Origin of the sequence: Clostridium sp. MCC344 (assembly GCF_018785365.1) — a bacterium.
Classification (GTDB): Bacteria; Bacillota; Clostridia; order Lachnospirales; family Lachnospiraceae; genus Pilosibacter.
In genome coordinates this window covers 109,427-128,168 of the sequence record NZ_WQPQ01000026.1, presented here as the reverse complement: position 1 = coordinate 128,168, position 18,742 = coordinate 109,427, and the positions used below count along the sequence as shown (strand labels likewise).

15 protein-coding genes are annotated in these 18,742 nt (G+C 49.5%); 12 read left to right on the top strand and 3 right to left on the bottom strand.

Annotation, left to right across the window (positions count from 1 at the left end; all coding sequences use genetic code 11):
* The first annotated feature begins 67 nt into the window (after positions 1 to 67).
* The 9 genes from fsa (at position 68) to GPK90_RS09440 (ending at position 11,992) form a co-directional block, all read left to right on the top strand.
* Positions 68 to 721, top strand: a complete 654-nt coding sequence (gene fsa, locus GPK90_RS09480; protein WP_118320870.1) for a fructose-6-phosphate aldolase — start codon at positions 68 to 70, stop codon at positions 719 to 721.
* A gap of 260 nt (positions 722 to 981) precedes the next feature.
* Positions 982 to 1,884, top strand: a complete 903-nt coding sequence (locus tag GPK90_RS09475; protein WP_215702832.1) for a YitT family protein — start codon at positions 982 to 984, stop codon at positions 1,882 to 1,884.
* Between the two features lie 175 nt (positions 1,885 to 2,059).
* Positions 2,060 to 3,490, top strand: a complete 1,431-nt coding sequence (locus GPK90_RS09470) for an acyl-CoA carboxylase subunit beta (RefSeq protein ID WP_243022298.1) — start codon at positions 2,060 to 2,062, stop codon at positions 3,488 to 3,490.
* 17 nt (positions 3,491 to 3,507) lie between these two features.
* On the top strand, positions 3,508 to 4,299 hold the full coding sequence (locus GPK90_RS09465) for an OadG family transporter subunit (RefSeq protein ID WP_215702831.1): 792 nt from the start codon (positions 3,508 to 3,510) through the stop codon (positions 4,297 to 4,299).
* A 21-nt stretch (positions 4,300 to 4,320) separates the two neighbouring features.
* A complete protein-coding gene (locus GPK90_RS09460; RefSeq protein WP_215702830.1) occupies positions 4,321 to 4,713 on the top strand; it encodes a biotin/lipoyl-containing protein in 393 nt (130 codons plus the stop codon).
* A gap of 38 nt (positions 4,714 to 4,751) precedes the next feature.
* Positions 4,752 to 5,900: a sodium ion-translocating decarboxylase subunit beta gene (locus GPK90_RS09455; RefSeq protein ID WP_015554843.1), complete on the top strand. Its 1,149-nt coding sequence runs from the start codon at positions 4,752 to 4,754 to the stop codon at positions 5,898 to 5,900.
* A 67-nt stretch (positions 5,901 to 5,967) separates the two neighbouring features.
* Complete coding sequence (locus GPK90_RS09450) at positions 5,968 to 7,380, top strand: oxaloacetate decarboxylase subunit alpha (RefSeq protein ID WP_118320878.1); 1,413 nt, start codon at positions 5,968 to 5,970, stop codon at positions 7,378 to 7,380.
* A 369-nt stretch (positions 7,381 to 7,749) separates the two neighbouring features.
* On the top strand, positions 7,750 to 9,978 hold the full coding sequence (locus GPK90_RS09445) for an N-acetylglucosaminidase (protein ID WP_215702829.1): 2,229 nt from the start codon (positions 7,750 to 7,752) through the stop codon (positions 9,976 to 9,978).
* A 151-nt stretch (positions 9,979 to 10,129) separates the two neighbouring features.
* Positions 10,130 to 11,992: a cadherin-like beta sandwich domain-containing protein gene (locus GPK90_RS09440; protein ID WP_215702828.1), complete on the top strand. Its 1,863-nt coding sequence runs from the start codon at positions 10,130 to 10,132 to the stop codon at positions 11,990 to 11,992.
* A gap of 215 nt (positions 11,993 to 12,207) precedes the next feature.
* Here GPK90_RS09440 and GPK90_RS09435 read toward each other — a convergent pair whose 3' ends face one another.
* Positions 12,208 to 13,230 carry a sugar kinase gene (locus GPK90_RS09435; RefSeq protein WP_215702827.1) on the bottom strand — a complete coding sequence of 341 codons (1,023 nt, stop codon included), beginning with the start codon at positions 13,228 to 13,230 and terminating at the stop codon, positions 12,208 to 12,210.
* A 360-nt stretch (positions 13,231 to 13,590) separates the two neighbouring features.
* Between GPK90_RS09435 and GPK90_RS09430 the strand changes: the two genes are divergently transcribed.
* The gene (locus GPK90_RS09430) at positions 13,591 to 15,279 is read left to right on the top strand and encodes a glutamine--tRNA ligase/YqeY domain fusion protein (protein ID WP_118320882.1); all 1,689 of its coding nucleotides are present in this window, start codon (positions 13,591 to 13,593) and stop codon (positions 15,277 to 15,279) included.
* 6 nt (positions 15,280 to 15,285) lie between these two features.
* Complete coding sequence (gene pdxR / locus GPK90_RS09425; RefSeq protein WP_215702826.1) at positions 15,286 to 16,728, top strand: MocR-like pyridoxine biosynthesis transcription factor PdxR; 1,443 nt, start codon at positions 15,286 to 15,288, stop codon at positions 16,726 to 16,728.
* A 72-nt stretch (positions 16,729 to 16,800) separates the two neighbouring features.
* Here pdxR and GPK90_RS09420 read toward each other — a convergent pair whose 3' ends face one another.
* Both GPK90_RS09420 and GPK90_RS09415 read right to left on the bottom strand, forming a co-directional pair.
* Positions 16,801 to 17,568: an IclR family transcriptional regulator gene (locus GPK90_RS09420; RefSeq protein WP_118531760.1), complete on the bottom strand. Its 768-nt coding sequence runs from the start codon at positions 17,566 to 17,568 to the stop codon at positions 16,801 to 16,803.
* Positions 17,565 to 17,972, bottom strand: a complete 408-nt coding sequence (locus GPK90_RS09415) for a hypothetical protein (protein WP_215702825.1) — start codon at positions 17,970 to 17,972, stop codon at positions 17,565 to 17,567. The genes GPK90_RS09420 and GPK90_RS09415 overlap by 4 nt, the downstream gene beginning before the upstream one ends.
* Positions 17,973 to 18,450: 478 nt before the next feature.
* Between GPK90_RS09415 and GPK90_RS09410 the strand changes: the two genes are divergently transcribed.
* The gene (locus GPK90_RS09410) at positions 18,451 to 18,735 is read left to right on the top strand and encodes a co-chaperone GroES (protein WP_015554836.1); all 285 of its coding nucleotides are present in this window, start codon (positions 18,451 to 18,453) and stop codon (positions 18,733 to 18,735) included.
* Positions 18,736 to 18,742: the final 7 nt, after the last annotated feature.

Genomic DNA, 18,742 nt, shown 5'->3' with positions numbered 1-18,742 from the left:
GCTGGCGCCCGCATGCGCGGAGACGGCAGCAGAACATGATTATGAGAAATAACAGGAGGGGGAACCAATGAAATTTTTCATTGACACAGCCAATGTGGAGGAGATCCGCAAAGCAAACGATATGGGAGTGATCTGCGGAGTTACGACAAATCCGTCCCTGATCGCAAAAGAGGGAAAAGATTATGTTGAGACCCTGAAAGAGATCGCGTCGATCGTAGACGGACCGATCAGCGGCGAGGTAAAGGCAACGACAACGGACGCGGAAGGAATGATCGCAGAGGGACGTGAGATCGCGAAGATCCATCCGAATATGGTCGTAAAGATCCCGATGACCGTTGAGGGATTAAAAGCAACAAAGGTCCTTGCATCGGAAGGAATCAAAGTAAATGTTACCCTGATCTTTTCTGCAAACCAGGCACTTCTCGCAGCGAGAGCAGGTGCAGCTTATGTATCTCCGTTCGTAGGCCGTCTTGATGATATCTCCCAGCCGGGTATCGACCTCATCGAAACTGTTGCCGAGATCTTCGCACTTCATGATATCGAGACAGAGATCATCGCAGCAAGTGTCCGCCACACGATGCATGTGACAGAGTGTGCACTCGCAGGTGCTGATATCGCAACGGTTCCGTACAAAGTGATCGAGCAGATGACACATCATCCGCTGACAGATCAGGGAATCGAGAAATTCCGCAAAGACTATGAAGCAGTTTTCGGCAAATAAGAAAAATTCATGAGGACGCCTTCGGGCGTCCTTTTTTTGCGCGCTTTTTTGTGATAAAGAGGTAGAGGGAAGAACAGTAAAGACACAGAAAAGCAGATTTTGAATGATAAGAGAGAGCAGGACATTGGGAGATGTGTACTGTGTTAACCGGTAAAAGCTTTACCGGATCATAAAACAGATCAGAATAGTTTATAAAAACAAAAAAGAACAAAGAATACATATAATATAGACAATCTAAAAAGAAAGGTGATAAAGAAAACATGGAAACACCAGAAACAAAGAAAAATAAGGCGGCATCCGCCGTCATCCAGACCGCGATCATCCTGTTCTGCCTCACGGTCTATGCCGCAGGAGTCGTTCTCTTCATCCTTCCGTCGGGCATGATCGCGGCGGGGGCCACGGGCCTGGGACTTTTTGCGGAACACTACTTCGGGATCCCGCTCTCCGGCTTTGTGGCGATCTTTAATATCGCCATGTTCGGACTCGGATGGCTGGAACTCGGAAAGAAATTTGCGGCGACAACACTGATCGCGACTTTTTATTATCCATTTATCCTGAACAGGTTAAGCGCGCTGGCGGGAAACTTCGTTTTCACAAAAGATCCCATGCTCTGCGCGATCTTTGCAGGAGTGATGATCGGATTTTCGTTGGGGATCGTGATCCGCTCCGGAGCATCCACCGGCGGTATGGACATTCCGCCGCTCGTGCTCCAGAAGCGGCTTAAGATCCCGGTTTCCGTGTCCATGTACGCGTTCGACGTGGCGATCTTACTGTCCCAGCTTCTTTTCCGTGACCGGGAAAAGATCCTTTACGGGATCATCATGGTCATGATCTACACGGTGATCCTCGACAAGATGCTCATGATGGGCAAAAAGCAGGTGCAGGCGAAGATCATCAGTGAAAAATATGAGGCGATCAATCTTGCAGTACAGCAGCAGCTTGACCGCGGGACGACCCTGTTCAAGGTCGAGGGCGGTCATCTGAGAAAGCCGTCCATGGCTGTTGTTACCGTTGTTTCCGGACGGGAGCTCCAGAAATTGAACCGGATCGTCATGGATATCGATCCGGAAGCATTCATGGTGGTCCATCAGGTCGGAGAAGTCCGTGGGCGGGGCTTTACGGAGATGAAACGTCATCTGGAAGCAGGAGGTTTAAAAAATTAACTGCATCACGAGACAGGCATTAGAAAAAAAGTTTCTTAAATTTTTCTGACGAAAAGGGATAAAAATGTTGCTAAAGCGGGGAAAAACTCCTTGAATTTTGCATCAAATCCGTTTATTATTACACTAGGCAGAAATTTGATTTTCGTCAATTTAAGGAATAATGGAGGAAAGCAAAATGACAAAAACGTCGGCAATCAACAGAATTCATGATTTGCTTGATGACAACAGCTTTGTTGAAGTTGGTGCTTATATTACTGCCAGAAGCACTGATTACAACATGCAGTCTCAGGAAACCCCTGCAGATGGTGTTGTTACCGGTTATGGCACGATCAATGGCGCTCTCGTCTATGTGTACAGCCAGGACGCGTCTGTTATGGGCGGATCCATCGGCGAAATGCACGCAAAGAAGATCGAGAAGCTCTATCATATGGCTATGAAAATGGGCGCACCCATTATCGGGCTTGTTGACTGTGCAGGTTTAAGACTCCAGGAGAGCATGGATGCTCTGGACGGCTTCGGCAAACTTTATGTCTGCCAGGCAATGGCATCCGGTGTGATCCCGCAGATCCAGGCTGTGTTTGGAAACTGCGGCGGCGGAATGGCTGTGGCATCTGAAATGGCTGATTTTACATTTATGGAACAGGAAGCAAAAATGTTTGTGAATGCTCCGTTTGTAATCGCTGAGAACGATGCTGATAATTCCAGCGCTGAGTATCAGGCAAAAGAGACAGGAAACGTATGCGCGACTGGCTCCGAGAAAGAAATTTTCACAGAGATCAGAAACCTTGTTTCCATCCTCCCGGCAAACAATGAGGATGACATGTCTTACAGCGAATGTGAAGATGACTTAAACAGAATCTGCACAGACATCGAAAATTGCGCAGGCGATACATCTATCGCTCTGTCCATGATCTCCGACGATAGCTTCTACATGGAAATGAAGAAGGACTATGCACCGGAGATGGTAACGGCATTTATCCGTTTAAACGGAGCTACCGTTGGCTGTGTTGCAAACCGCAGCGAAGTTTATACAGACGGCGAGAAGACTGCTACTTATGACGCAGCCCTTACCGCAGCAGGATGTGAGAAAGCAGCAGCATTTGTAAACTTCTGCAACGCTTTCGAGATCCCGGTACTTACACTCGTCAATGTAGACGGCTACAAGAACTGCAAATGCAACGAGAAGAAGATCGCGAAGGCGGCAGCACGCCTGACCTACGCATTCGCAAACGCAGATGTTCCGAAGGTAACTGTCGTTGTCGGCAAGGCAAACGGAACAGCAGGTCTTACCATGAACAGCAAGTCCATCGGTTCTGACATTGTATACGCATGGAAGAACGCGAAGATCGGCGTCATGGAAGCAGCACCGGCTGTGAAGATCATGTATGCTGACGAGATCGCAAAGGCTGACAATGCGGCAGCCCTGATCAATGAAAAAGCAGCACAGTATAATGAGATGCAGGCAAGCGCACTTGCGGCAGCAAAGAGAGGATATGTAGACGATATCATCGAGGCTTCCGAGACAAGACAGCGTGTAGCTGCTGCATTTGAGATGCTGTTCACAAAAAGAGAGGATCGTCCGTCCAAAAAGCACGGAACGATCTAATATGAGGTGGCTGAAATATGAAACAGAGAATTAGAAGAATCTGGCTTGCACTCTGCATGGCAGTTTGCCTCTTCGCGCTTGCAGGATGCTCTGCAGCCGTTGACACCGCTGAAACGATCGATCCGCAGATCGAAATGGCGATGCAGTCCGGCTCCCAGCAGTACCTGGATCTGTTCAACCAGATGGATGATGCTTCCATCGAACAGGCCCTTGCAACAAGCGTAAAGAACAAAGATACTGTTATGGAGAATGCGTTAAAATCCTGGGATTCCATTAAGGATGACCTTGGCGCGTTCGTTTCCAGCGAGACAGCAGTCGTTACAAAAGGTGATGACGGCTATATCGCAAGAATGAACACCGTTTACGAGAAGAGAGCGATGGAATTCACTCTGATCGCGGACGAAGATCTCAGCAAAGTTGAGACAATTTCCTTCTCCCCGGTTTACACAACAGGCGAGAAGATGGCGAAAGCCGGAATGAATACCTTAATGGGTATGGGCGTTGTATTCGTAGTCCTGATCTTCATCAGCTGGCTGATCAGCATGTTCAAATACATCAGCGTATTTGAGGCAAAGATGAAAGCAAAGAAGAATGCGGCAGCGCCAGCACCGGCAGCACCAGCAGCTCCGGCCCCTGCAGCAGCACCGGCTCCGACAGCAGCTCCGGCTGAGGAGGAGAACCTTACCGATGATACAGAACTCGTTTCCGTAATCACAGCAGCAATCGCAGCTTACGAGGGAAAAGAGACTGTTGACAACGGACTTGTAGTCCGCTCCATCAAACGTGTTTCTAACAGAAACTGGAATTAATATTATCAGGAGGAAATCACAATGAAAAATTATACAATCACAGTAAACGGTAATGTATATGAAGTAACAGTAGAAGAGGGCTTCACAGGCGCAGCTTCCGCACCGAAGGCAGCTCCGGCTCCGAAGGCAGCACCGGCAGCAGCACCGAAGGCAGCTCCGGCACCGGCAGCAGCTCCGGCAGCTCCGGCTGGCGCAGCAGGCGCAGTAGCAGTTACAGCTCCGATGCCGGGTAAGATCCTTGGCGTTAAGGCATCTGCAGGTCAGGCTGTTAAGAGAGGTCAGGTTCTCCTGATCCTTGAAGCTATGAAGATGGAGAACGAGATCGTTGCTCCGCAGGACGGCACTGTTGCAACAATCAACGTTGCTGTTGGTGATTCCGTAGAGCCGGGTGCTACACTCGCTACATTAAACTAATTTTCTGCTGACTGCAGATTCCACATGGAGGGATTAACATGGAATACATTCAAAATACACTTTTGAATCTTCTTCAGCAGACAGCATTCCTGAACTTAAGCGTAGGAAACCTGATCATGATCTTAGTTGCGTGTATCTTCCTTTACCTTGCAATCGGTAAAGGGTTCGAGCCGCTTCTTCTTGTGCCGATTTCCTTTGGTATGCTGCTCGTAAATATCTATCCGGATATTATGCTGAGCATTGAAGATTCTTCCAACGGTGTTGGAGGACTTCTTCACTACTTCTATTTACTGGACGAGTGGAGTATTCTCCCGTCCCTGATCTTCATGGGTGTCGGCGCTATGACAGACTTCGGTCCGCTCATCGCTAACCCGAAGAGCTTCCTTTTAGGCGCTGCCGCACAGTTCGGTATCTACGCCGCTTACTTTATGGCTATTTTCATGGGCTTCAACGACAAGGCAGCAGCTGCGATCTCCATCATCGGTGGTGCTGATGGCCCGACATCCATCTTCCTTGCAGGTAAGCTTGGACAGACTGAGTTCATGGGACCGATCGCCGTAGCAGCTTACTCCTACATGGCCCTCGTTCCGATCATTCAGCCGCCGATCATGAAACTCTTAACAACGGAAGAAGAGAGAAAGATCAAGATGGAACAGCTTCGTCCGGTATCCAAACTTGAGAAGATCCTCTTCCCGGTTATCGTTACGATCGTAGTTTGTATGATCCTTCCGACAACAGCTCCGCTCGTTGGTATGCTTATGGTTGGTAACCTCTTCCGTGAGTCCGGCGTTGTTAAACAGTTACAGGAGACAGCTTCCAACGCTCTTATGTACATCGTTGTTATCGTACTCGGTCTCTCCGTTGGCGCTACAACAAGTGCTGAGAGATTCTTAAAAGTTACAACCATCAAGATCGTTATCCTTGGACTTATCGCGTTCGCGTTCGGTACAGCAGCCGGCGTTATCTTTGGTAAGCTCATGTGCAAGGTAACTGGTGGTAAGGTTAATCCGTTAATCGGTTCTGCCGGAGTATCCGCAGTTCCGATGGCAGCCCGTGTATCCCAGAAGGTTGGTTCTGAGGCAGATCCGACAAACTTCCTTCTGATGCATGCAATGGGTCCGAACGTAGCAGGTGTTATCGGTACAGCAGTTGCTGCCGGTACCTTCATGGCTATCTTCGGAGTTTAATTGAAACCGAAACTTTTGATATAGGGGAGGTCTGCTCAGGCAGATCTCCCGGTAGGAGGATAATAAAATGGCAGAAGTTCAGAAAAAGCCGGTTAAGATCGTTGAGACCGTTCTTCGTGATGCGCATCAGTCTCTCCTTGCAACAAGAATGACGACTGAGCAGATGCTTCCGATCGTTGACAAAATGGATAAAGTTGGCTACCACGCAGTAGAATGCTGGGGCGGCGCTACTTTTGATGCCTGCCTGCGTTTCCTGAAAGAAGATCCGTGGGAGAGACTCAGAAAGCTGAGAGCCGGTTTTAAGAATACAAAGCTCCAGATGCTGTTTCGTGGTCAGAACATCCTTGGATACAATCATTACGCGGACGATGTGGTTGAGTACTTCGTACAGAAATCCATCGCAAACGGAATTGATATTATCCGTATTTTCGACTGCCTGAATGATATCAGAAACCTTGAGACTGCCGTTAAGGCGACAAAGAAGGAAGGCGGACATGCCCAGATCGCCCTTTGCTACACATTAGGCGATGCGTATACACTTGATTACTGGAAGAATATCGCTTCCGAGATCGAGAGCATGGGCGCTGACTCTCTCTGCATCAAGGATATGGCTGGTCTTTTAACTCCGTATGCGGCTTCCGAGCTCGTTACGGCATTAAAGCAGGGCACTAAACTGCCGATCGACCTGCACACGCACTATACCTCCGGTGTTGCTTCCATGACATACTTAAAGGCTGTGGAAGCAGGCTGTGATATCATTGACTGTGCAATGTCTCCGCTGGCTCTCGGTACATCCCAGCCAGCAACAGAAGTTATGGTCGAGACATTCCGCGGAACCAAGTATGATACTGGTTACGACCAGAATCTGCTTGCAGAGATCACCGATTACTTCACTCCGATCCGTGAGGAAGCTTTAAAGAGCGGACTCCTGAATCCGAAGGTTCTCGGTGTCAACATCAAGACTCTCCAGTACCAGGTACCGGGCGGAATGCTTTCCAACCTTGTTTCCCAGTTAAAGGAAGCAGGACAGGAAGACAAGTACCGCGCAGTGCTTGAGGAAATCCCGAGAGTAAGAAAAGATTTCGGCGAACCGCCGCTTGTAACTCCGTCCTCCCAGATCGTTGGTACACAGGCTGTTATGAACGTTCTTTCCGGCGAGAGATACAAAATGGTTCCGAAGGAATCCAAGAAGATCATGATGGGCGAATTTGGTAAGACGGTGAAACCGTTCAACAAAGAAGTCCAGAAGAAGATCATCGGTGACGCGACTCCGATCACCTGTCGTCCAGCAGATCTGATCCCGCCGCAGTTACCGAAATTCGAGAAGGAGTGCGCACAGTGGAAGCAGCAGGATGAGGATGTTTTATCCTACGCTCTGTTCCCGGCTGTAGCGAAAGACTTCTTCGAGTACCGCGAAGCACAGCAGACGAAGGTTGACCAGAAGACTGCTGACAAAGCGAATAAAGCTTATCCGGTATAATTTTGCAGTAAATCTGAATATCAATTGACGAAAAAAGTGAGTCCGGCATTTCCGAGAGGAGGTGCCGGATTTTTTTAACAGGAAATTCCGATGGAACTTCCTGTTAAAAAAAGGCACTGCGTGCCTAAGATGCACACTCGCGCGAAGATGAAGATTGTCGCAAGCGACCGCGCGAGGCGCACGAATGTGCCGGGGCACATTCTATTTAACCAAACTTTTACAAAACCCTTAAGAAAATGCGGCAATATTTGGAATTTGTGTGAAGTTTTCCCTGCGCGGTTGACAGAAAAGTGCCTTTGTCATTATAATGGGTATGATGTCGGTTTTATGCAAAAAATCACGAAACCGGCAGTGGGAGAGAAGAAAAACATGACAAAAAAACAAAAAAGAATTCTGGCGCTGATGCTGGGAGCGGTCCTTTTGGGGGACTGCGCGGCTCGGACCGGAACGATGATATCCGGACTGTCTCTGGCGTATGCGGCGACAGGTTCGGCGACGGTAAATGCGACTACCCTGAATGTGAGAAGCACACCGGGGACGACGGGATCCGTCGTAAAAAAGTTGGCCTACGGGGCGGCCGTCACGGTGGTCTCCGAGACAGCCGGATCGGATGGAAAAACCTGGTATAAGATCCAGTTTTCTTCCGGATCCGGGACGCAGGAAGGCTACGTCCGGTCAGATTATATTAAATTCCCGGTGTCCTACAGCTATGACTCCACGTTTGAGAATTATCTGAACAGTCAGGGATTCCCGGAAAGCTATAAGGTGTCTCTGCGGACACTTCACACGGAGCATCCGACCTGGGTCTTTCAGGCTCAGAAGACGGGGCTGAACTGGAGCGACGTGATGGCGGCGGAGGGAGCTGTCGGAACGAATCTGGTATCAAAATCCAGCATTTCTTCCTGGAAATCCACAGAGTACGGTGCCTATGACTGGAATACCGGAATCTGGACAGGCTTTGACGGATCGTCCTGGGTGGCGGCATCAAAAGATATTGTCGCCTACTATATGGATCCGAGAAACTTTTTGAATGATACTTACGTGTTCCAGTTCCTGCATCATGCTTACGACAGCAATGCGCAGACGAGAGAGGGACTTACAAGCCTGATCACCGGAACATTCCTGGAAAAAACACCGGAGTCGACAACCGCGGCGACCCAGAGCGTGCAGGAGACCACCGGTTCCGGAAACTCTCCGGTCGTCAATAACAGCGGAAGCACAGGGACTTCCGGCTCGCTCCAGCAGGGAGAGAGCTATGGACCGGGAATGAGCACGGGCACATCCGGAGGAACTTCTTCGGGAAGCAGCTCCGGCAGTACCGGCAGTCAGGGCGTGAGTCTTGAGGGCCCTGGTTCCACAGTGAGCTCCACGATCAGCCAGAGAAAAGTGATCACGACGGCACTCCCGGAGGTCGAGTACGGCCCGGGAATGGATGCATCCTCGATCACCGATGACAATACCGGTGCGTCAAACACATCTCCGGTACCGACCGGGCAGACTTATGTGGATATCATCATGAAGGCGGCTGCGCAGACCGGTGTCAATCCTTACGTTCTCGGAGCGATGATCCTTCAGGAGCAGGGAACCGGAAAGTCGGGAAGTATTTCAGGAAAGACCGCAGGCTATGAAGGATATTATAACTTCTTTAATGTCGGCGCTTTTGCGTCGGGATCCATGTCTGCAATTACAAGAGGACTCTGGTATGCATCCCAGTCGGGAAGTTACGGCAGACCATGGAATTCCATTGAGAAGTCCATCATTGGCGGAGCGACCTACTACAGCGAGAATTTCCTGAAAAACGGACAGGATACCTTCTATTTAAAAAAGTTTAATGTGCAGGGCAGCAATCTGTACAAGCACCAGTATATGACCAACGTGGAGGGCGCGGCCGGAGAGGGCGCGAAGCTCGCAAGAGCATATACGGATGCGATGAAGAAACAGGCACTTGTCTTTAAGATCCCGGTGTTCAATAACATGCCGGAAACAGCGTGCGCGAAACCGACCGTGAACGGAAGCCCGAACAATAAGCTGTCCGGAATCACGATCGACGGATATTCCCTGACACCGACTTTCAGCAAGGATACGGAGAAATATGACCTTGTTGTTGATTCTTCCGTTTCCTCCGTCAATATCCGCGCGACGGCGATCGACTCCAAGGCAACTGTCAGCGGAGCCGGTACGATCAGTCTCGGCAGCGGAACGACAATCGTTAAGATCGTAGTGAAGGCAGAAAACGGTGATACGAGAACATACCAGGTTTCCATTGCAAAAGGAAACGGAAACGGCAGTACAACTGTTGTCTCCCCGTCAACGGGCAGCTCGGCGGGAAGTCAGTCCGGATCAACGGTGGGACCTGGCGGTTCGACAGGTACATCGAGCTCTGGAAGCACTTCCGGCAGTAGTTCCGGAACTTCCGGTCCGGGAAGCAGCACTTCCGGGACACAGAGTTCCTATCCGGAAGGTGCTTCCGGCTCCGGAAAGCTCGTGACGACATCTTCGGGCACGACCGGTACCTCCGGAAGTACGAATCCGGGAAGTACAGGTTCGTACCCGGAAGGCGCCTCCGGCAGCGGAAAACTTGTGACAGCGTCAAGATAGAACAAAACGTATTACAGGTCTGTTTCTGGAAAGACTATGCCTGGATCAAGATGATATAGGAGCTTATTCTGACAGGGACCGTGATTTACCCATTGCCTTTACGGGCAGGAGATCAGGTATTTGTCTGAATGAGCTGGAATAGGAGAAGAATATGAAACAATGTATGAAAAAACTGGCGGCAGGACTGCTGGCGTTCGCTCTGATGGTCATGCTGCTGCCGGCAGGATCCATGGTCTCTTTTGCGGCCTCTGGGAAACTCTCATTTTCCGACCCGACCGCTTCGGTGGGAGATCAGGTATCTGTCACGATGAAGATCACTTCGGACGGAGCTCTCGGTTCCTCGGACGTGATGCTCCAGTATGATGCGGATGCCCTTGAATTTGTCAGCGGAACAAATGCAAACGGCGGCGCCGGTTCGGTCCGCGTGACCGGTTCTGCGGAAGCCGCAGACCAGAAGGTATTCAGTTTTACACTGAAATTTAATGCCTTAAAGGCGGGAACTTCCTCCATCACGGTGACATCCCAGGAGGTTTATGATGCAGATTCCAAGGCTGTAACACTTGACCATGTCGGAAGTGCTTCCGTGAAGATCAATGCGGCGGCGTCTTCCTCCAAAGATGCGTCCCTGTCATCCCTTGAAATCTCACCTGGTACGCTGAAACCGGCGTTCTCCGCCGATGTTACGGAGTACACGGCTGCGGTTTCCAGCGATGTGACTTCCGTAACGGTCAGTGCACCTGCAAAAGATGGAGCTGCAAAGGTTGCCATCAGCGGAAACGATGATCTTCAGGACGGGGAGAACACGATCACCTGTACCGTTACGGCGGAAGACGGGGAGACAACAAAGACGTACACGATCGTTGTGACAAAGTCTGACGATGCGGCATCTTCCGATGAGGAGACAACTGCGGATTCCACTGAGACAAGCGGCGGTGTTGTCGGCGAGGAAGGCAACTGGACGGTTGCGGATACCTTTGATGATTCGGAACTCCCGTCAGGCTTTACTGCGACGGAGATCGAGTATGAGGGAAGAACCGTAAAGGCAGCGACAGATGATTCCGGAATGACCCTGCTTTACATGACCGATGATACCGGCAAGGGAGATTTCTTTGTATACAACAGTGAGACCGGAACATTATCCGCATATGTGGTCGTCAAGATGGCGGAGAAGACGGTTGTCGTTCTTCCTCCTGAGTGCATCCCTGAGGGAACAGCTCTTCCGGATGGATTTGCCGAGTGCACCATCGATATCGGAGATCATACGGTTCACGGCTGGATCTGGAAGGACAGCGGAGATTCTGCTCCGGAATACTGTGTAGTCTACGGCCGGAATGAAAATGGCGATGAAGGCTTCTACCGCTATGATCAGAAAGAGATGACGCTCCAGCGTTATTTCCAGGATCCGGATGCGGCAGATGCGCGCAGCAAGTACTTAAAGGTTGCGGAGGATTACAACAGTCTGTTAAAGGACTATGAGATTCGCGGATTCTTTGTGATCGGACTCTTTGCACTCTGCATTATCTTAGTGATCATTGTGGTCGTTCTTCTGCTCAGAAAGCCGAAGGCACCGAAGAACCCGGGCCGCGATAGATACGATGACGAATATGATGACTACGAAGACGGACGGAAAAACAGAAAGTCCGGGAAGCAGACAACGAAAAAGTCCGGAATGACAGCGAAAGCACCGGAGAGAAGACCGGCCGCAAGACCGGCTGCCTGCACAGAAACACTTCCGTATGAGGAAAATGAAGAAGCGCCGCGCAGAAGACAGCCGGCTGCACAGACACGCCGTCCGGCGGTACAAACCCGTGAAACGGTAAGAACAGAAAGACCTTCCGCAGAAACCGGAACAGCAGCACCGGAGAGACCGGCAAGACCTGTCAGAAAGAATGTCGCAGATGTGGAAAAAGATCTGTCGAGAAATCTTGCGAAGGAAGCGGAAGCCGCGAAAGCAGCTCCTGATAAGAAGACAGAGAATGATGATGGCTTCGAGTTCATCGATCTGGATCTGTAAGGAAATGTAAAAAACAACGAGCCAAAGTCCGCGCTTGCGCGAGACCTTGGCGACTGTCGCGATAACAAGGGGAAACTCGCGAAGCGTGTTTTCACTTGCCTGATCGGCTTAAACGTTGTGTACATGGAGAATGATAGAATAAAAAAGGTCTGAGCAGCATTAAAGACTCAGGCCTTTTTGTGCAAAAAGTTTTATGTGATAAAATCAGCTGTTTCTTACCGGTTCATCTCACTTACCGGACCTGTGGAATGATGTTCGCGGATGATCCGGTCGATCTCTTTGAAATCGGAGGACGGAAGATCGCCGGGTACCGTGTTTTTGACGCTCGATGTGGCATTTCCGAACTGCATGGCCTTTTCAGGGTCGCCGTATTTTAAGAGTCCAAAGAGGACACCGGCCACATAGGCGTCACCGGAACCGATCCGGTCGATGACATCGATGTCGTTGTAAGGCGCCTCTGTGTAAAATTTATCAGAGCGTGCGTCGTAGACGATCGAAGTGAAGTTGTGTTTTCTCGGGCTGATGACCGTGCGCTGGGTGGTGGCAACGATCTTTACGCCATAATCAGTGGCATAGCTCTTCATGATCTCCTTCAGGTCACCGGTCTTTTTGAACATCCGGCGGCTTGTCTCCTCGGAGACAAAGAGCACATCGACGAGCGGAAGGATCTCCTCGATCGTCTTTCTGGCATCTTCCTCACTCCAGAGGTTCGCGCGGTAGTTGACATCGAAGGAGATCGTAGCTCCAGCGGCCTTGAATCGGCGGATCAGCTCCACGGCAACATTCTGCATGTTCTGACAGAGCGCTAACGAAATTCCGCTCGTGTGGAACATTCTCGTGGAGTGGTAGATGTCATCCGGGATCTCGCTCATTTTGATCCTCGTGACGGAAGCCTGATGGCGGTCATAGACGATCGTAGGCTTTCTCGGGGCAGCGCCCATCTCGTAATAGTAGAGTCCTAGTCTTGCGTCCGGTGTGTCGTCATAGACGAGATAGTCATCGGATACGCCGACAAAACGGATCCTGTTTTTAATGAAGGTTCCGAGCTCATTCTGCGGAAGTTTGGAAACGATACCGGTACGAAGTCCTAAAAGGGCAACGCCGGAAGCAACATTGAGTTCCGCTCCGCCGGCACGCTTTTCGAAGATATCGCCATCGACGATGCGGGCATGACGCGGCGGGGAAAGGCGCAGCATGATCTCACCAAATGTTATCAGATCGAAAGAATTCTTGTCCATATCATTTCCTCCGGATTTTATATATTGTGAAAAATTTAGCAGGTTATAAGGACAGTATAATCCCTGAATACAGATTCGTCAAAGGATTTTCTACATTTTCAGTCAATAATTTTCACCCTTTTTCATTGGCAGAAATTTCGGTTCAGAAGATTCCTGCCGGTAAAAAGGAAAGATAACATAGTCAAGGATGTAAATCCTGTAAAATTTCCCCTTTAATTCTTTGATAAAGTGTGCTAATATTTAGTATTATATCTATAACAGTTCGATATCTGATCCTGCCGGAAAAGGAAATACGGCGGAAATTGAAAATAGAAGGATGTACGGGCATGTTATTGAAAAAACGAAATGGAGGAAATTGATATGGCTGAGAATATGACACCGGCTGAGGAAACAAAAGAAGTAGTTTCCAAAAACTTTATCGAGCAGGAAATTGATAAAGATCTTGCGGAAGGAGTATATGACCATGTCCAGACCCGGTTCCCACCGGAGCCGAACGGCTACCTTCATATCGGACATGCAAAATCGATCATCTTAAACTCCGGTCTCGCAAAAGAGTATGGCGGAAAGTTTAATCTTCGTTTCGATGATACAAACCCGACGAAGGAAAAAACGGAGTTTGTACAGTCGATCACAGAGGATGTAAAGTGGCTTGGCGCTGACTTTGAGGACAGATTGTTCTTTGCTTCCAACTACTTCGACACAATGTATGAGTGTGCAGTAAAGCTGATCAAAAAGGGAAAAGCGTTTGTCTGCGATCTTTCTGCTGACCAGATCAAGGAGTACCGCGGTGACTTCACAACACCGGGTAAAAACAGCCCGTACCGTGACCGTTCGATCGAGGAGAACCTCCAGTTATTCGAAAACATGAAGAACGGTATGTACAAGGACGGTGAGAAGGTTCTCCGTGCGAAGATCGATATGGCATCCCCGAACATCAACATGCGTGATCCGGTCCTCTATCGTGTTGCCCATATGACACACCACAACACGGGAGACAAGTGGTGCATCTACCCGATGTACGACTTCGCTCATCCGATCGAGGACGCAGTCGAGCACATCACACACTCCATCTGTACTCTGGAATTTGAGGATCACAGACCTCTCTACGACTGGGTCGTAAGAGAATGTGAATTTGAGAATCCGCCTCGTCAGATCGAGTTCGCAAAGATGTACCTGACAAACGTTGTAACCGGAAAACGTTACATTAAAAAACTCGTTGAGGACGGGATCGTGGACGGCTGGGATGACCCGCGTCTTGTTACGATCGCTGCTCTCAGAAGAAGAGGATATACACCGGAATCTTTAAGAATGTTCGTGGATCTCGTCGGTGTTTCCAAGGCAAACAGCTCCGTCGACTATGCGATGCTGGAGTACTGCATCCGTGAGGACCTGAAGTTAAAACGCCCGAGAATGATGGCTGTTCTTGATCCGGTCAAACTCGTGATCGACAACTATCCGGAAGGACAGACCGAGATGTTAAGTATCCCGAACAACCTTGAAAATCCGGAGATGGGCGAGCGTGAGGTTCCGTTCTCAAGAGAACTCTACATCGAGCGCGAGGACTTCATGGAGAATCCGCCGAAGAAGTATTTCCGCCTCTTCCCGGGCAATGAAGTGCGTCTCATGGGAGCTTACTTCGTGACATGTACCGGTGTTGAGAAGGATGAAAACGGAAATGTGACAGTGATCCACTGCACATACGATCCAGAGACAAAGAGCGGTTCCGGATTTACCGGAAGAAAGGTAAAAGGAACGATCCACTGGGTATCTGTTCCGACAGCCGGAAAAGTCGAGTGCCGTCTCTATGAGAATATCGTGGATGAGGAAAAAGGAAAGCTGAACGCAGACGGAACCCTGAACTTAAATCCGAACTCCAAGACCGTCACGACCGCATATGTAGAGCCGAAGCTCATGGAGGCAAAGGCTTACGACAGCTTCCAGTTTATGAGAAACGGTTATTACTGTGTAGACTGCAAGGACAGCGAGGAAGGAAAGCCGGTATACAACCGTATCGTTTCCTTAAAGAGCTCCTTCAAGCTTCCGAAATAAAGATTTATGGAATTGATCGTACCGTTAAATGTACAGGGGGACAGGCCTCTGTATGAACAGATCTATCAATATATCAAAGATGAGATCCGAAAAGGCAATATAAGACCGGAAAAGCAGCTCCCTTCATCCAGGGATCTTGCGAAGAGCCTTAAGGTCAGCAGGAGTACGACGCAGCTTGCGTATGAGCAGCTGGTGTCGGAAGGTTATCTTGAGGCAGTTCCGCGAAAGGGTTATTTTGCGGCGTCACTGGACGGAATTTTTCCTCCGGTGGCGCGGTCTGCCGTTGCCAGAACGGATCAGAAAAGAGAGCTGTCCTCCGGCATGGAACAGGAAAATGCCGGGGAGCAGCTCTTTTCGGAAAAAATGGAAGTGGATTTTTCCCCGCGCGGGATCGACCTGGAGGGCTTTCCCTATGCGACCTGGAGAAAGATCAGCCGTGCTGTCCTGAAGGAGGAGGACCGGGATCTTTTTTTGAAGGGGGATCCGCAGGGAGACCTGATCCTCAGGGAGGCGATCCGGGAATATCTCCATGCGGCGCGCGGCGTGAACTGCGATGCATCCCAGATCATCATCGGAGCGGGAAACGAATATCTTCTGATGCTGCTCTCCCAGCTGCTCGGAAAAGATGCAGTGATCGCAATGGAAGATCCCACTTACCGACAGGCGTACCGGGTATTATCCGGCGTGGGGCATAAAGTCCTGCCGGTGGGGATCGATAAGAATGGATTCTGTGTAAAGGAGCTTGAGGATCAGACTGCGCAGGCCGCGTATGTGATGCCGTCCCACCAGTTCCCGACAGGGATCGTGATGCCGGTAAAGCGGAGGCAGGAGCTTTTATCCTGGGCGGGAGAGCTTCCCGGAAGGTATCTGATCGAGGATGACTATGACAGTGAATTCCGGTATAAGGGAAAACCGATCCCGGCGCTCCAGGGGATGGATCAGACGGGTTCGGTCGTGTATATGGGAACCTTTTCGAAGGCTATCGCCCCTGCGATCCGTGTGGGATACATGGTGCTTCCGGAAAGTCTGCTTTCCGTATACCGCAAAAAGGGAAGATTTTATTCCTCGACGGTATCCAGAGTCGATCAGAGGATCCTGGCGAATTTTATTTCCGGGGGATATTTCGAGCGCCATCTGAACAGGATGCGCGAGATCTACAAGGGAAAGCATGATGTACTCCTTGGTGCATTAAAACCATTGGAAAAACGGTTCGAGATCAAGGGGGAATACGCGGGACTTCATGTTCTTCTGACCGACAGAAAGGGTGAAGCGGAACAGGCGCTTTTAGCGAAGGCAGAAGAAAAAAAGGTCCGCGTCTACGGTCTGTCCGGATTTTGTATGGAAGAAAGGCGGGCAAAGGAATCCCACACGATCGTTCTTGGGTATGCAGGACTTACAGAAGAGGAGATCCGGAAGGGCGTGGAACTTTTGCGCGAAGCGCTGGAGTGAAAAAAGGATAGAGGAAAAGATACAAAAAGGGATATACATTTGAAAATGTATATCCCGAAGATTCAAAAGTGACTATTGAAATACGTCGTGCTTCTCGTATCCGAGGTCGGAGGAGAGGGCGGATGCATAAAACTGGACAAGATCTCTCTGGGTCTCAAGAAGTTCCGGAGAGTCGATCCGGATCTCCGGGGCAATAATGCCGATGGAACCTGCAAGCTCGCCCTCAGAGTTGAAGACCGGGGCACCGATCCCGACAGCATCGTTGACATATTCTCCGCGGGTAATGGCGTAGCCGTCCTGGCGGATCTTTTTTAACTCTTCGCGCAGATCATCCGGGCGGACATGCGGGAACGCCTGGTCGTGGATGATGATGGTTCGGAAATATTCGTCGATGAAGGTCGGAGTCTGCCATGCAAGGAGGACCTTTCGGATCGCTCCGCAGTGCATATACATCTCGTAGCCGAATTCCTCGACGACCTTTAAGTGGCTCGGACCATCGACTTTCTCGATCACAAGGCCCTTATTGCCGACCGGGATCACGAGATAAGCGTCCTCCTTTGTCTGCTTTGCGAGCTGCGTCAGGATACTGTGGGCAGCATCCTGAAGACGGATCCCTCTGGCGGCAGCCTTTCCTAAAGGAATAAGTGCCGGACCGAGCCGGTAGGTGTGGGATCTGTCATCGCGGATCACATACTTTTTCTCACAGAATGTCTGAAGGATCCGGTGTACCGTACTTGGGGGAAGCTCCATCGCTTCCGCCAGTTCCGCGATCGAGAAATTGCGGTTTTTTTCTTTCAAAACTTCTAATAGCTCCATGGAGCGGAGAAGACTTTGTATCATTCAGTTTTTCCTTCCTCCGTATCGTCCTCAACTACAACGGAGGATGTTTTTTCATTTGCTGCAGATCCCTCTGCCGCAGAGCTGCTGTCTGCTGCTGTTTCGCAGGTTCCCTCTGCTGCTGAACATTCTGCTGTATCGGGATCTTCTTTTTTTTCTGCTGCAGGATCATCGGCGGTCTCTGCGTCTTTTCCGGAGTTGATCGTAATATAAGTTCTTTCCGGAGCATTTTCCGCTTTCTCTTCATTTTCATCAGAAGGGGAATCTTCTTCCTCGTATTCGTGAAAATCCTGATTGAGCTCATCATTGAAGGATTTTAATTTCAGATAGTAGGAGATACCGGCCGCAACTGCGCCGCCGAGCATCGCGCCAAATGCGATAAGAAGGCCTGATTTCTTTTTTGACATGGTTCATTCTCCTTTCCGCTGCATCCAGAGGATCGAAGATCCTGCCTGCAGCCGCCAGTCTGCTATTTATAATCATAATCGAATTCATGGGAAAAAGAAAGAGATAATTATGAAAAAAGTTAAAAAAATGTATAAAACCAATGAAAAGTTTTTACAGTATACGGACATTCCATGCCCGCCTACTGTAACAGGAAGATTCCCGGAAGGCTTGTCTGTATGAAGATTCTCCGCGTAAATTGATATATATTGAACGATTGACGGAGGAAAATGCAGAAAATTCATAGGTCACAAATTTTTCATAAAATAATTAGCACTCATGACTTGACAGTGCTAACAACATGTGCTATAACATGATTTGTGACGAGGGGTCAGGGAAAAGACCTTAGTCAGACTGAATAAGATAAAAGAAAAAAAGAATTGTGACTGAAAATTACAGAGCGGTCACAAGAGCTTGTAAAATGACAAGGAGGAGTCAGTAATGAAATTAGTACCATTATTTGACAGAGTTGTTTTAAAACAGTTAGTTGCAGAAGAGACCACAAAATCCGGTATCGTTCTTCCGGGTCAGGCAAAGGAAAAACCGCAGCAGGCAGAAGTGATCGCTGTTGGTCCTGGCGGAGTTGTTGACGGAAAAGAGATCAAGATGCAGGTAAAACCGGGCGATAAGGTCATCTACTCCAAATACTCCGGAACAGAAGTAAAAGTTGAGGAAGAAGATTACATCATCGTAAAACAGAATGATATTCTTGCAGTGATCGAATAATCACTTA

What these genes read in the sequence shown, in the direction of transcription:
- GPK90_RS09410 (WP_015554836.1), top strand. Translation starts at nt 18,451, where the DNA reads ATGAAATTAGTACCATTATTTGACAGAGTTGTTTTAAAACAGTTAGTT.
- GPK90_RS09440 (WP_215702828.1), top strand. Translation starts at nt 10,130, where the DNA reads ATGAAACAATGTATGAAAAAACTGGCGGCAGGACTGCTGGCGTTCGCT.
- GPK90_RS09415 (WP_215702825.1), bottom strand. Translation starts at nt 17,972, where the DNA reads ATGTCAAAAAAGAAATCAGGCCTTCTTATCGCATTTGGCGCGATGCTC.
- fsa (WP_118320870.1), top strand. Translation starts at nt 68, where the DNA reads ATGAAATTTTTCATTGACACAGCCAATGTGGAGGAGATCCGCAAAGCA.
- GPK90_RS09445 (WP_215702829.1), top strand. Translation starts at nt 7,750, where the DNA reads ATGACAAAAAAACAAAAAAGAATTCTGGCGCTGATGCTGGGAGCGGTC.
- GPK90_RS09470 (WP_243022298.1), top strand. Translation starts at nt 2,060, where the DNA reads ATGACAAAAACGTCGGCAATCAACAGAATTCATGATTTGCTTGATGAC.
- GPK90_RS09450 (WP_118320878.1), top strand. Translation starts at nt 5,968, where the DNA reads ATGGCAGAAGTTCAGAAAAAGCCGGTTAAGATCGTTGAGACCGTTCTT.
- GPK90_RS09465 (WP_215702831.1), top strand. Translation starts at nt 3,508, where the DNA reads ATGAAACAGAGAATTAGAAGAATCTGGCTTGCACTCTGCATGGCAGTT.
- GPK90_RS09460 (WP_215702830.1), top strand. Translation starts at nt 4,321, where the DNA reads ATGAAAAATTATACAATCACAGTAAACGGTAATGTATATGAAGTAACA.
- pdxR (WP_215702826.1), top strand. Translation starts at nt 15,286, where the DNA reads ATGGAATTGATCGTACCGTTAAATGTACAGGGGGACAGGCCTCTGTAT.
- GPK90_RS09420 (WP_118531760.1), bottom strand. Translation starts at nt 17,568, where the DNA reads ATGATACAAAGTCTTCTCCGCTCCATGGAGCTATTAGAAGTTTTGAAA.
- GPK90_RS09455 (WP_015554843.1), top strand. Translation starts at nt 4,752, where the DNA reads ATGGAATACATTCAAAATACACTTTTGAATCTTCTTCAGCAGACAGCA.
- GPK90_RS09430 (WP_118320882.1), top strand. Translation starts at nt 13,591, where the DNA reads ATGGCTGAGAATATGACACCGGCTGAGGAAACAAAAGAAGTAGTTTCC.
- GPK90_RS09435 (WP_215702827.1), bottom strand. Translation starts at nt 13,230, where the DNA reads ATGGACAAGAATTCTTTCGATCTGATAACATTTGGTGAGATCATGCTG.
- GPK90_RS09475 (WP_215702832.1), top strand. Translation starts at nt 982, where the DNA reads ATGGAAACACCAGAAACAAAGAAAAATAAGGCGGCATCCGCCGTCATC.